12 protein-coding genes are annotated in these 12,924 nt (G+C 59.8%); 1 reads left to right on the top strand and 11 read right to left on the bottom strand.

The annotated features are described in order from the left end of the window. Positions 1 to 43: 43 nt before the first annotated feature. The 10 genes from ACFOPI_RS23465 to ACFOPI_RS23420 form a co-directional block, all read right to left on the bottom strand. Positions 44 to 1,285, bottom strand: coding sequence for an MFS transporter (locus tag ACFOPI_RS23465; RefSeq protein ID WP_382179600.1), 1,242 nt, complete (start codon positions 1,283 to 1,285; stop codon positions 44 to 46). 7 nt (positions 1,286 to 1,292) lie between these two features. Then, complete coding sequence (locus tag ACFOPI_RS23460) at positions 1,293 to 2,480, bottom strand: deoxyguanosinetriphosphate triphosphohydrolase (RefSeq protein ID WP_382179829.1); 1,188 nt, start codon at positions 2,478 to 2,480, stop codon at positions 1,293 to 1,295. A gap of 34 nt (positions 2,481 to 2,514) precedes the next feature. Beyond that, positions 2,515 to 3,636 carry a 3-dehydroquinate synthase gene (aroB, locus tag ACFOPI_RS23455; protein ID WP_382179597.1) on the bottom strand — a complete coding sequence of 374 codons (1,122 nt, stop codon included), beginning with the start codon at positions 3,634 to 3,636 and terminating at the stop codon, positions 2,515 to 2,517. A gap of 48 nt (positions 3,637 to 3,684) precedes the next feature. After that, positions 3,685 to 4,230, bottom strand: a complete 546-nt coding sequence (locus ACFOPI_RS23450; protein ID WP_382179594.1) for a shikimate kinase — start codon at positions 4,228 to 4,230, stop codon at positions 3,685 to 3,687. An 89-nt stretch (positions 4,231 to 4,319) separates the two neighbouring features. Beyond that, positions 4,320 to 4,739 (bottom strand): hypothetical protein, encoded by a 420-nt coding sequence (locus tag ACFOPI_RS23445; protein ID WP_382179591.1) that lies wholly within the window; start codon positions 4,737 to 4,739, stop codon positions 4,320 to 4,322. A 24-nt stretch (positions 4,740 to 4,763) separates the two neighbouring features. Continuing rightward, positions 4,764 to 6,920 carry a type IV pilus secretin PilQ gene (pilQ, locus tag ACFOPI_RS23440; RefSeq protein WP_382179826.1) on the bottom strand — a complete coding sequence of 719 codons (2,157 nt, stop codon included), beginning with the start codon at positions 6,918 to 6,920 and terminating at the stop codon, positions 4,764 to 4,766. Positions 6,921 to 6,925: 5 nt separating this feature from the next. Next, positions 6,926 to 7,480, bottom strand: a complete 555-nt coding sequence (locus ACFOPI_RS23435) for a pilus assembly protein PilP (RefSeq protein WP_382179588.1) — start codon at positions 7,478 to 7,480, stop codon at positions 6,926 to 6,928. Next, a complete protein-coding gene (pilO, locus tag ACFOPI_RS23430; RefSeq protein WP_382179585.1) occupies positions 7,477 to 8,181 on the bottom strand; it encodes a type IV pilus inner membrane component PilO in 705 nt (234 codons plus the stop codon). The genes ACFOPI_RS23435 and pilO overlap by 4 nt, the downstream gene beginning before the upstream one ends. 12 nt (positions 8,182 to 8,193) lie before the next feature. Further along, positions 8,194 to 8,835 (bottom strand): PilN domain-containing protein, encoded by a 642-nt coding sequence (locus ACFOPI_RS23425; protein WP_382179582.1) that lies wholly within the window; start codon positions 8,833 to 8,835, stop codon positions 8,194 to 8,196. Beyond that, the gene (locus ACFOPI_RS23420; RefSeq protein WP_066152775.1) at positions 8,832 to 9,911 is read right to left on the bottom strand and encodes a pilus assembly protein PilM; all 1,080 of its coding nucleotides are present in this window, start codon (positions 9,909 to 9,911) and stop codon (positions 8,832 to 8,834) included. Before ACFOPI_RS23420 ends, ACFOPI_RS23425 begins: the two co-directional genes overlap by 4 nt. 271 nt (positions 9,912 to 10,182) lie before the next feature. On the opposite strand from ACFOPI_RS23420, the gene ACFOPI_RS23415 reads away from it, so the two are divergent. After that, the gene (locus ACFOPI_RS23415) at positions 10,183 to 12,603 is read left to right on the top strand and encodes a penicillin-binding protein 1A (RefSeq protein WP_382179579.1); all 2,421 of its coding nucleotides are present in this window, start codon (positions 10,183 to 10,185) and stop codon (positions 12,601 to 12,603) included. Here the strand turns inward: ACFOPI_RS23415 and cyaY are convergent. Next, the gene (gene cyaY, locus ACFOPI_RS23410; RefSeq protein ID WP_382179576.1) at positions 12,593 to 12,922 is read right to left on the bottom strand and encodes an iron donor protein CyaY; all 330 of its coding nucleotides are present in this window, start codon (positions 12,920 to 12,922) and stop codon (positions 12,593 to 12,595) included. The genes ACFOPI_RS23415 and cyaY overlap by 11 nt on opposite strands. Positions 12,923 to 12,924: the final 2 nt, after the last annotated feature.

Here is a 12,924-nt window from a genome sequence, read left to right as displayed (position 1 = left end):
GCGGCGTTGGCGCGCACCCTCATCGGCGGCAGTGTATCGCCCCTCAGTCGGCCGCGACCCCGTGCCGTGCAGTCCACTCCCGCTGCAGCCGCACAGCCAGCAGCAAGCCCAACAGGGAGCATGCCCCCGTCAGCACCCAGGTCCACTGCCAGCCACCCATCCGGGTCACCCACCAGGCCACCGCGGGCGGACCGATGAACTGACCAAGGGCAGAGAACTGCTGCATCCAGCCAACGGTGGTCGACACCGTATCCCGGCCCGGGGCCAGCACCACCGCCACGCCAAACAGCGTGCCCGGAATGAGTCCCCCGACAGACGAAAAGAGCAATACCGCCAGGTACTGCAGCACCGGATGCCCCACCGCACCAAAGGTGACCACTGACCCGGCCGCCATCGCGCCATATCCCAACGCCACCAGCGCCCCGGGACGCGCTCTCCGAGCCAGCCAGCGCCCCGCAGCCACATTGCCCAACATGTTCACCGCCGCAGCCAACGCGCTCAGCGCCGCCACTTCTGCAGCGCCGAGACCAGCCTGAACATAGATCGTGGGCAGAAAGCCGATGACCGCCAGCCACTGGCCCGAATAGAGAAGAAAGCCCAAAGCCACCAGCCAGGGACCCGGTGCCCGCAAGGTTCGCTTCAGTCGCGGCCAGAGGGACGATGCCCCTGCAGCCCCCACATCCGAGGGGCCGGACACCGAAGTCGGCACCCTCAGCGCCAGCCAGGCCGCCGCCGCCAGACTGAACAATGCCAGCAGCCACCAGGTGGCGCGCCAGCCCGACCAGGCCATCAGCGGCACGCCCAGCAGCAGCGCCACTGCGGTGCCCATCGGCATGTAGGTGCCCCACCAGCCCAGCGCCCGGGACAGGCGCACCGGGTCGTGCAGATGCAATCTCAGCAGACCCGGCGCCGGCAGCACCGTCAAAAGGAATCCAGCACCCTCCACCACCCGGAACACCAGCAGCCGATTGACGTCAGGCGCCAGCGCTCCACCAGCACTGCCCGCGGCCAGCACGCACAATCCCGCAAGCATCAACCTGCGCGGGCCCAACCGGTCGGCCAGCAGCCCGACGACAAGACCTAGCGACAGACCCGCCAGCTGCACCAGCGACAGCAAAAAACCGGCCTGCACCAGGTTCAGCGCCAGCTCGGCTTGGAGATACGGGATGGCCACCGGCAGCTTGCCCACGTGCAACGCGGAGCAAACGCCGACACCGACCACCACCAGGGCCACACCCTGACCATCAGCGCTGCCGAGACGCACGGGAGACGCCGGGTGGTTCATGGACGGCTCATGGAAACAGCACCCGCCCGCTGAGGCGCTGGTGTTCGCGGATGGCAAAGCGGTCCGTCATGCCGGCGATGTAGTCCGCCACCGCCCGCGCTGGCTGGCGGGCCTTGAGCGGCGAATTCGGCCACTCGTCCGGGCGCTCGAGGTACATTGAAAACAGCTCCGTGACCACCTGGGCCGCCCGTTCCGTGGTGGCCATCACCTGAGGATGGCGATACAGGTTGCGCAACAGGAAGTGTTTGAGCGTCTGCGATTCGGCCCTCATCGCATCGGAGAAGCCCACCAGCGGACGCGCCTGAGCGCGTACCTGATCGATAGTCTCCACTCCCGAGGCCTCGATGCGTGCCCGCGTCGTATCGATCACGTCGTAGACTTGGTCGCTGAGCATCAGCCGGATTGACTCGAACAGCAGGCGACGCCCACCCAGCTCGGGGTGTGCGCTCAGGGCCTGGCGGCGATAGCGGTCGAACAGGGGTACCTCGGAGATCTGTTCCAGTGTCAGCAATCCGGAACGCACACCGTCGTCGATGTCGTGGGCGTTGTAGGCGATTTCATCGGCCAGATTGCAGAGCTGCGCCTCCAGCGACGGGCAGCCTCCCGACACGAACCGCTGCGCCACCCCCCCCGGTTCGGCCTTGAGCAAGCGCTCGGCATGGACTTTTGAGCAGTGCTTGAGGATGCCCTCCCGTGTCTCGAACGTCAGGTTCAGTCCATCAAACGCCGGATAACGCTCCTCCAGCGCATCGACCACCCGCAGGCTCTGCAGGTTGTGCTCGAAGCCCCAGTCCGCCTCGTCGGCCGTGGGCACGTCCGGGCGTGCGGCCTTCATCGACGCATTGAGCGCATCCTGACCCGCATGGCCGAAAGGCGTGTGGCCCAGATCATGGGCCAAGGCGATCGCCTCGACCAGGTCCTCATTCAAACCCAACGTGCGAGCGATGCTGCGCCCCAACTGCGCCACCTCCAGGGAATGCGTCAGACGGGTGCGGAACAGATCGCCTTCGTGGTTCAGGAAGACCTGTGTCTTGTAGACGAGGCGCCGGAACGCGGTGGAATGGATGATCCGGTCGCGGTCGCGCTGGAATACAGAGCGGGTGGGTGCTTCAGGCTCCGCAAAGCGGCGCCCCCGGCTGCACGCCGGTTCAGCCGCATAGGACGCCAACAGCTTCTGCCGCGGCGTTGACGACATGGCCATCTTGGGCGTCAGCACGAGCACCAGCGTCTCAAGCGACGCAGCTTTCGACAATCACCTCACCCACCACCGCGTCGGGTGCACCCTTCATCAGGGCCCTCCCGCTTCCGTCCACCAACACGAACCGGATCTCGCCCGCCTCTGACTTCTTGTCCAGTTTCATCAGGGACAGGTAGCGACCCACGTTATCGGCTCCATCCAGCACAGGCGCATGAACCGGCAGTCCGGCGGCCTCTACCACCGCCTTGATGCGCTCGACAAACGCGTTGTCGACAAGCCCCATACGCGCAGAAAGCCGGGTGGCCATCACCATGCCGCAGCCCACCGCTTCACCATGCAACCAGGCGCCGTAGCCCATGCCCGCCTCAATCGCATGGCCGAAGGTATGCCCAAAGTTCAGGATTGCCCTCAACCCCGACTCCCGCTCGTCCTGCCCCACCACCTCTGCCTTGATCTGGCAGCTGCGCTTGACCGCGTGTGCCAAGGCCTGCGGGTCCCGCTTGCGCAACGCCCCCATGTTGCGCTCGATCCAGTCCAGAAACGCCATGTCGGCGATCGGCCCGTACTTGATCACTTCGGCCAGCCCCGCACTCAACTCGCGCTCCGGCAGGGTATCGAGCGTCGCCAGATCGCACAACACCCTCTGAGGTTGATAGAAAGCGCCGATCATGTTCTTGCCCAACGGGTGGTTGATCGCCGTCTTGCCGCCCACCGAAGAATCCACCTGGGCCAGCAAAGTGGTGGGCACCTGCACAAAGGGCACGCCTCTCATGAACGCGGCAGCGGCGAAACCGGTCACGTCGCCCACCACACCGCCCCCAAGGGCAAACAGCACCGTTTTCCGGTCACACGCAGCGCCCAACAGCGCATCGAAGATCAGATTCAGCGTGTCCCAGGTCTTGAAGGACTCACCGTCAGGTAGCACCACATGCAGGACTGTGCGGTAGTGCGGCGCAAGCGAGCCCCTTAGTCGCTCCAAGTAGATGGGCGCCACGGTTTCGTTCGTCACGATCATGGCGGCGGAGGCCGACGGCAGCCCCGAGAAGGCGTCGGCCCGATCAAGCAAGCCTGCCGCGATGTCGATGCAATAGCTGCGGTCACCCAGGTCGATGACCACCTGTTCGACACCCAAAAGCGAAAGATCTCTGTGCATGACCCAAGTGTAGGGCCAGGAATTGCCCGCCTGAAAAGACCGGCAAAGTCAAACGGGGCCGGGTCCACCTCGCGCAGCAGCCCCTGGCGCAAGCTCCAGCTGCATGACGATCATGTTCACCAGCGTGGCCACTGACGGTCGGCCCGTATCGATGACATAGTGCGCAGCCTCCCGGTACAGGGGATCGCGCGCGGCGTACAGGTCCTTGAGCCGCTGCAGGGGATCGGCCACCTGAAGCAACGGCCGGTTGCGATCATGTCGCAAACGGCGAAACACCTCTTCTGGTGAAGAACGAAGGTAAACCACCTGACAACGATCATGAAGCCGCTGCCGGTTGGCCGGACGCAAAACGGCGCCACCGCCTGTCGAGAGCACACAGTCCTGCCCTTGGGAGAGCTCATCGATCACCGATTCCTCGATGTCCCTGAATCTGTCTTCACCCTCGCGCTCGAAAAACTCCCGGATGGAGCAACCCAGACGATGCTCGATCACATGGTCGGAATCAGCAAACGAAAGTAAAAGCCGGCGCGCCAGCTGCCGGCCAATGGTCGATTTGCCAGAGCCAGGCAAACCGATCAGTGCGATGGAGGACAAGTGATCAACTCATGAAAGTCAATGCGCCTGCCACCCATAAAAAGATAGCAAGCGCCTCTCAATATCCTGAAATCTGCCAGGACCTACTGTCACTCTGTAGGTGTGGTTTCCTCGTCGGGCTTCTCGGCTTCCACCGTGTATTCGACAGTAGCTGTTCTGGAGTGGTAATCCAAAACGGTAATCACAAACGGGTCACCACATTGCCCGGTCGGCCGAACCGTAAACTTTGGATCTTTCCCGGTCGCCTCCGTCTTGTCAACAATCAACCCACTGGGATTCGCATTGACAATGCGAAAAGGCGCCTGTCCACCAATGATCGTGAAAACAACGGGATCTTCATTTGCCGCACTGGCACAACTACCGGTTGCAGAAATCACTGTCAACTTGGCTTCATCAGGACTAACAGAGAAGTCCGTCGAGTCTCCCGCAATGTCTCCACCCCCTCCACAAGACACCAGACCGATCACTACAACAAGACTTCCTGCAACCTGCACCGTTTTTTTCAGCATGCGTAACTCCTAAATTCAGTCAGTTCAGCGTCGCGCCATGGCGCCTTCGGTGATGGAACGCGGCGTAATGAAGATCAGCAACTCCTGCTTACGCGACGACTTGTTCTTGTTCTTGAACAGATTTCCGACAATCGGCAGATCTCCGAAAAGAGGCACCTTGGCCACGTCCTCGGTCTCCTCTTCAGTGAAGATGCCACCGATCACCACCGTTCCACCGTTCTCCACCAGCACCTGTGTCTGCACATGCTTGGTGTTGATGGCGATGCCGGCCGCCGTCGTTTCGCCACGGCTGTCCTTGTTGATATCGACGTCCAGAATGATGTTGCCTTCCGGCGTGATCTGGGGAGTCACTTCCAGTTTGAGGTTGGCCTTGCGGAAAGCTACCGCTGTAGCACCACTGGATGTGGCCGTTTGGTAGGGGAACTCCGTGCCCTGCTCGATCAGCGCTTTGACCTGATCGGCTGTCACGACACGCGGGCTAGAAACAATTTTGCCCCGACCATCCGCCTCCAGTGCCGAGATCTCAAGATTCAGGAAACGGTTGGCGGCGGAACTGAACAGTGACACAGCAAACGCAGCAGGCAGGAAGCCGCCAGCGCCCGTCGAAGGCAGGTTGACAAAGCTCGTGTTGACGGTATCCAGTGTGTTTTCTGATTCGACCGTGGTGCTGGACACAGCGTTGTAGCTGCCACCAATGGCCACCCGGTTGGGGCCACTCACCGGGTATCCCGCTTCACCTCCGCGGACACCACGCAAGTCACTGCCCCCCAGGCGCACGCCCAGCGACCGGCCGAAGCGGTCGTCGGCTTCCACAATGCGCGCCTCGATCAACACTTGACGAACAGGGATATCCAGTTTGGCGATCAGTTGCTGAACCTGCTCAAGTTTGGAAGGAATATCTGTCACGAATAGCTGGTTCGTTCGAGGCTCAGCGATGACACTTCCTCGCGGGGAAAGGATGCGGGCACTGGCGCCGCCACCAGCGGCACCAGCACCGGTGATTTGCCCAGCAATGTCACTGGCTTTGGCGTAATTCATCTGGAAGCCCTGCGTGCGCAGAGTTTCCAAACTCTCGACAGATGCCTTGGACTCAAGCTCCTGCTTCTCTCGCGCTGCGATTTCATCCTTCGGAGCAATCCAGAGCACGTTGCCGCTCTTACGCATTCCCAGACCTTTGGCCTGCAGGATGATGTCCAAAGCCTGATCCCAAGGGACATCTTTGAGACGCAAGGTCACAGCACCAGAAACGGAATCGGAAGTCACCACGTTGAAGTTGGTGAAATCGGCGATCACCTGCAACAGGGAGCGAACCTCGATGTTTTGAAAGTTGAGCGACAACTTTTCCCCGTTGTAACCCGGCCCCTGAGTCAGCTTGGAAGGATCCAGCTTCTGCTCCCGAATTTCCAGCACAAACTGGTTGTCACTCTGGTACGCGGAATGCTCCCACAGACCCGTCGGGGTCACCAGCATGCGCACCCTATCACCCACCTGGCTCGTCACAACCGACTGAACCGGAGTACCGAAATCGGTCACATCCAGTTTTCTCCGCAATCCTTCCGGAAGTGTGGTCTTGAGGAAGTCGACCACCAGATCTTTGCCCTGTTGTCGGATATCTACGCCTGTCTGACTGTTTGCGAGCTCGACCACAACCCGTCCGGAATTGCCAACCCCACGACGAAAGTCGATGTCCTTGAGCGCTGCGGGATCTGCGTTTCCTGATGGTGCAAATGCCGCAGGTGCACTCTGTGCAACAGGTGCCGACGAAGCAGAAGATGATCCATCCAGAACCAGCAGCAATGTCTTGCCATCCAGCTTGGCTTGGTATGTCGACGGTTGCTTGAGATTGATGACCACCCTGGTCCGATCTACCGCTTGTACAACATTGGCAGAGCGGATATTGCCTTGACCGATATCCAGTGCACTGCGCCCGATCCCATTGACTACACCCGGGAAGTCCAAGGCAATGCGTGCAGGGGACTGAATCGTGAACCCAGAAGGAACTGCACTCAGCGGCTCAGCGGTTTCAATACGAATCACCTCAGCCCCCGACTGAACGCTGCCCGTCAGTGACTGGATGGAATTTTGCGCATAAGCAATGGTGCAGGCCAGCAAGAAGCCTGCAAACAGTGACAAACCACGCAGAACGTTCTGGCGCCCGCCAAGTAACGCCACCTGATGCATTTTTTTCATTTGGTCGATTCCTCTTGTAACTGCAGTGCCGCAGGTCGCTCAATCCACTCACCAGCCGCGTCCTGCACGATTTCACGCAGAACAATCTGGTTTTCTTCAATTTTCAAGATGCGCCCGTAGTTCTGACCCAGATAGCTTCCTGGAGTTACCTGATACAGCAGAGCACCGACCTTCAAAAGTCCGACAAGTTGACCACTTCGATTCAGACTGCCCACCATCTTCATGGTATCAAGAGGAAATGCCTCAAGAGGTTGTTTCCTCCGATTGAGCTCGGGCTCAATCAGTGCAGACTGGCCAGACGGCAATGCCTGCCCGCTTTTCAGAATACTGGCAAGCTTTTCACTGCTGAATGGCTCAACAAAACGCTCCCCACCATAAGCATATGGCTCAAATTTGGTAGGCTCAGGAATTGGCTTGACATCCGGCTTTATGGAGTTTCGCTCTCGCTGCATCCATGCACTGAGTTCCTCCTGGTCAGAGTCCGCACAGCCCGCAACTCCCAAAGTCAATGCCAATATCAAACCCCCTCCGACAAAATATCTGGTACTCATTTGGCTGCCTCGGTCGTCTTTTTGCCTGCAGGCTTCTTCCCTGGGGTCGCTTTTTGCTGCATAGCAACCTCCTCCGGATCAAGGTACCTGAAAGTCTTGGCCACGCAGTCAAGAGTTAAAAAGCCATCTCTGTCTTTCACAGGAACGATCGCCAAGTTGTTCAATGTCACGATGCGGGACAAATTGGCAATATCCGCAGCGAAAAGTCCGATGTCATGGTAGCCACCGGTGACTCTGACAGTGATAGGCAGCTCTGCATAGTATTCCTTGACAGAAACTTGACCAGGACGGAACAGCTCAAACTGCAAACTTCTACCCAATCCCGCCTGGTTGATGTCAGACAGAAGCGCATCCATTTCAGCCTTGCTCGGAAGCTGCTTCTCCAACTGTGCAACGTATTGCTGCACCTGTTCCAACTGCTTTTTCAATGCATCCAGATTAACCGCCTGCACCAGCTTCTTTCGATACTCGTCACGAAGCGTCTGCTCGCGAGACTGTTCGGTCAAAAGCTCCTCATCAACAGATTTGAGCCATGTGAACCAGAGCGCGGCAATAACAGCAACACAAACCACGATGAAGAGCAGGTTCCTCGGCAGTGCTGGCCATTGGGACGGATCGTTAGGGTCCAGTCCAGAGAACTGGACACGCAGCTTTTCTTGGACTGATTTGAGGTCAACCGAGACCTTGGAGGGTTTGGCCATTTTGGAGAACCCTCAGACTTTGCTCGCAGCGGCAGCTCGCGCTGCCGGCTTGGGCGGTTTGGCCTCAGTCGATTCAGTTGCCTTGGAGGCACTAGAAGGACGATTCAGCATGGCACGGATCGTGAAGTTGGACACCCGACGCTGTTCTTTGTCAGATGCCGAAGCCCTAGAAGCAACGATTTCAACAAGTTCCGGCTTGACCAGCCACTTGGTCTTCGTCGAAAGACTGCGCAGAAAATCGGATACCCGCTCCTGCGATTGAGCCGTCCCCATCAACAGCACGCTTTGGTTTTCCTGCTTCATGCTTCGCAAATAGATACCGTCGGGCAGCTCGCTCACCAACTCCTCCAACAAGTGGACCGGCATGTTGCGGTCCGCTTGCAGATCTTCAACCGCTGTTTGACGAGCGCGAAGCGAGGCAATCTGTGCCTGCAAAGTCGCAATGTCCTTGATCTCAGCGTCCAAGCGCGCGGATTCCTGCTTCAAGAATGCGTTGCGTGCCTGCTGGTCGGCGATTCGACCCTGGTACCACGTGTACACCGCTCCACAAATGATGCCGCCGAGCAAAGCAGACAAACCCAACTGGGTGAAGAACTGCTCTTTCCGCCGCTTTCGAGTTGCTTCTCGGTGCGGCAGCAGGTTGATGAGAATCATTGGTGAAACCTCCGCAAGGCCAGACCGGTGGAGGTGAGATAGGAGGGGGCCTCCCTGGCGATCTTTCTTGCTTGAACCGAGGACGCCATTTCCATGCCGTCAAACGGGTTGATCACCATGCACGCAAAGGAGGTTTGATGGGTCACAGCTTCAGTCAATCCGGGCAGTGCGGCACTTCCACCAGCCAGCAAGATGTGATCCACTTTGTTGTGTGGAGTGCTGGTAAAGAAGAACTGGAGCGCCCTGCCAACCTCTTGAGCCATGCTCTCGATGAACGGCTCCAAAACAGCAGATCGATAGTCGTCCGGCAGATCACCCGAACGTTTTTTCGCTTCCGCCTCATCGGCAGAAAACCCGTACTGTCGAACAATCAGTTGCGTCAGCTGCGCACCGCCAAACGCCTGGTCACGCTCATACAACACATCGTCGTTGCGCATCACCTGCATGCTCGTGGTCATCGCACCCACTTCAAACAGTGCAACCAGTGAGTCGACACCCTGGTTGGGCAGCGTCTCGATCACACGGCCCGCAGCCATCCGGGAGGCAAAGGGCTCCACATCCATGATCACCGGCTTCAGCCCAGCTGCTTCAGCGAGGCCTTGGCGATCAGACACCTTTTCCTTGCGAGATGCTGCAATCAACACCTCGGCATCCCCGACGGAATTGGCACTCGGACCAATCACACAGAAGTCCAAGCTCACTTCGTCAAGTGAGAACGGGATGTACTGATTGGCCTCGGACTCAACCTGAGCCTCCAGCTCCTTATCCGACAGGCCGCCGGGCAGCACAATTTTTTTGGTGATCACAGCCGATGCCGGCAGAGCCATAGCGACGTTTTTTGTCTTGCTGCCGCTCTTGCGCACCACCCGGCGAACCGCCTCCGCCACCTCGTCGAACTTTTCGATGTTGCCATCGGTGATCCAGCCCCGCTCCAGTGGCTCAATGGCGCATCGCTCAAGAACCAGATCTCCAGATCGGTTGCGGCCCAGTTCAACCAGCTTGACACTCGACGAGCTCACATCGATGCCCAGCAGCGGCGCCGGATCCCGGCTGAAAAACGACCCCAATGAGATCAAGGTGGCCCCCAGAAATGGTGGCGCCAGAGGGCGCCGGACTTAAGAAATCACTTCAATGCTAGCAGCAAGCCCCTTGTGCAGCAAAGAATTTACATGTTTGGCACAAACAGAAACGTTGTCAAAAGCATACGCAAAAAGTCGGGGGCAGACCGGGGAACACCACCCCCAAGACCGCGGCAAGCCCTGACCGCCGACAATATGGAGCCAGTGTTCCGGGTCGTCACTCAGGGGCCTGAGTTTCGATGTTCCAACCCAGCTTTCCAACCAACGCATGGCCCAAGAAACCGACGCATCACGACCCGACAACCCGACCGGTGCGCCCCTCGTGCTTCGATGGATTGGCAAGGGGTTGGCCACCCTCGCCGGGCTTGCGGTCGCGTCAACGTTGGCGGTGCTGATGGGCGTGGGGTTGGCGCTGGCGGTGGCCTACCCCAATCTCCCTGACGTAGCAGACCTGGCCGACTACCGGCCGAAGTTGCCGCTGCGCGTGCTCACCGCTGATGGCCAACTGATCGGGGAGTTCGGAGAGGAGCGACGAAATCTGCTGTCCATCAAGGACATTCCGGACGTCATGAAGAATGCGGTGCTGGCCATCGAAGACTCCCGATTCTTCGAGCACAGCGGGGTTGACTATCGGGGCATGCTAAGAGCGGCGCTCGCCAATCTGGGACAGGCCAAAAGTCAGGGCGCCTCCACCATCACGATGCAGGTGGCGCGGAACGTCTATCTCTCCGCAGAAAAGAGCTATACCCGCAAGATCTACGAGGTGCTGCTGACATTCAAGCTGGAGCATCTGCTGACCAAGGAGCAAATCCTTGAGATTTATATGAACCAGATCTTCCTGGGTCAGCGCGCGTACGGGTTCTCCACCGCAGCTCAGACCTATTTCGGCAAGCAGCTCAAGGATGTCACCATCGCCGAGGCAGCTATGCTGGCTGGCCTGCCCAAGGCCCCATCGGCCTACAACCCGATCAGCAATCCGAAGCGGGCCCGCACCCGGCAGCTCTACATCATTGACCGGATGCTGGAAAACGGCTTCATCACCGCCGACGAGGCGCAGCAAGCCAAGGCCGAGCAACTCAAGCTTCGACCCATGCATGTCCAGCTCAAGGTGCATGCCGAATACGTGGCCGAGATGGTCCGCCAGGCCATGGTCCAGCAATACGGCGAAGAGGCCTACACCCGCGGCCTGGTGGTCACCACCAGCCTGAAGGCCAACGAACAGGAAGCGGCCTATCGTGCATTGCGCCAGGGCATCTTGGACTACGAGCGCCGTCAGGCATACCGCGGCCCCGAACAGTTCGTCACCCTGCCCGAAGACAAAACCGCACAGGCGGATGCCATCGATGATGCCCTCAACGAGCGTCCCGACAACGATGATCTGCTGTCGGCCGTGGTGCTGTCCGTCAGCCCGCGCAAGGTGGTGGCCATCCGGCAGGACGGCGACCCCTTTGAGATCACGGGAGAAGGTTTGCGCCCTGCAGCGTCGGGCTTGAGCGAGCGCGCAGCGCCGAATGTCCGCATCCGGCCTGGTGCGGTCATTCGGGTGGTCAAAGGGCCGAACAACGCTTGGCGGATTTCACAGTTGCCGGAGGTGGAGTCTGCGTTTGTGGCGCTGGACCCTCGCAACGGTGCGATTCGTGCCCTGGTGGGTGGTTTCGATTTTCAGAAAAACAAGTTCAACCACGTGACGCAGGCCTGGCGCCAACCCGGCTCCAGCTTCAAACCATTCGTGTACTCGGCAGCGCTGGAAAAGGGAGTGACACCGACGACGGTGGTGAACGACGCACCACTGTTCTATTCCGCCGCGGAAACCGGCGGCAAGCCCTGGGAACCCAAGAACTACGATGGTCAGTTTGAAGGGCCGATGTCGGTCCGGCGCGCATTGGCGCGCTCCAAGAACATGGTCTCCATCCGTGTGCTGCAGCTCGTAGGCACACAAAGCGCCCAGGAATGGGTAACCCGTTTTGGCTTCGAGGCCGACAAGCACCCGCCGTATCTCACCATGGCCCTGGGCGCCGGCGCCGTCACCCCCATGCAGATGGCGGCCGGATACGCCGTGTTCGCCAATGGCGGCTATCGGGTGACACCCTCGCTGATCACCAAGGTGGTCGAGCACAAGGGGCGGGTGCTGTACGAAAGCCAGCCCGAGGCTCCCGCCGAATCGCAGCGAGCCATCGAACCACGCAACGCATTTGTCATGAGCAATCTGTTGCAGGAGATCACGCGCTCGGGCACGGCGGCGCGTGCCCAGGCCGTTCTCAAGCGCCCCGACCTGTATGGCAAGACCGGCACCACCAACGATTCGATGGATGCCTGGTTTGTCGGCTACCAGCCCACCGTGGTGGCGGCCGCCTGGGTCGGCTACGACACGCCACGCAACCTGGGCAGCCGCGAAACCGGTGGTGGCCTCAGCCTGCCGATCTGGATTTCCTATATGTCAGAGGCACTCAAGGGTGTGCCGGTAGCTGAGATCGAGGCCCCGGCCGGGGTGATCCACGTCGGCAACGAGTGGTACTACGAGGAATACGGTCCGGGCCGTGGCGTGCGCGGACTGGGGCTGAACGACCCCTGGCCAGGTTCCACATCGACCGGAGACCCCGGCTCGGGCGATCAGGACGCGGGCGACACAGGCAAGCCGCCTGCCGAGGGCGAGGACCGGCGCAGCATCTTGGATCTGTTCAGGAACTGAAGCGCAGCGGCTCCGCCGCCTGTTCGCTGGCGCAGCGCGACAAATGGTCGAAAAACTCACCATGCCCTTTGGTATCGATCCATTGGGCGCCATCCCACCGGTAGTGGAACCCTCCCGCGCGCGCAGCCATCCAGACCTCATGCAGCGGTTTCTGCAGATTGATGATGATCTGGCTGCGGTTGGAAAACGTCAGCGTAATCATCCCTCCCACCCGCTGATTGTCCAGGTCGGCATCGCTCTCATCGTTGATGCGGTCGCAGCTGCGCTCCACGGCCTTGAGGAGCGCTTCGGCCAGGTTCATGTATTCGGAATCGGTCATTA

This window comes from Hydrogenophaga luteola (genome assembly GCF_042648585.1).
Taxonomy (GTDB): Bacteria; Pseudomonadota; Gammaproteobacteria; order Burkholderiales; family Burkholderiaceae_C; genus Hydrogenophaga; species Hydrogenophaga luteola.
Note: the sequence above shows the minus strand (reverse complement) of the source record. Positions and strands in the feature narration are given on the sequence as shown.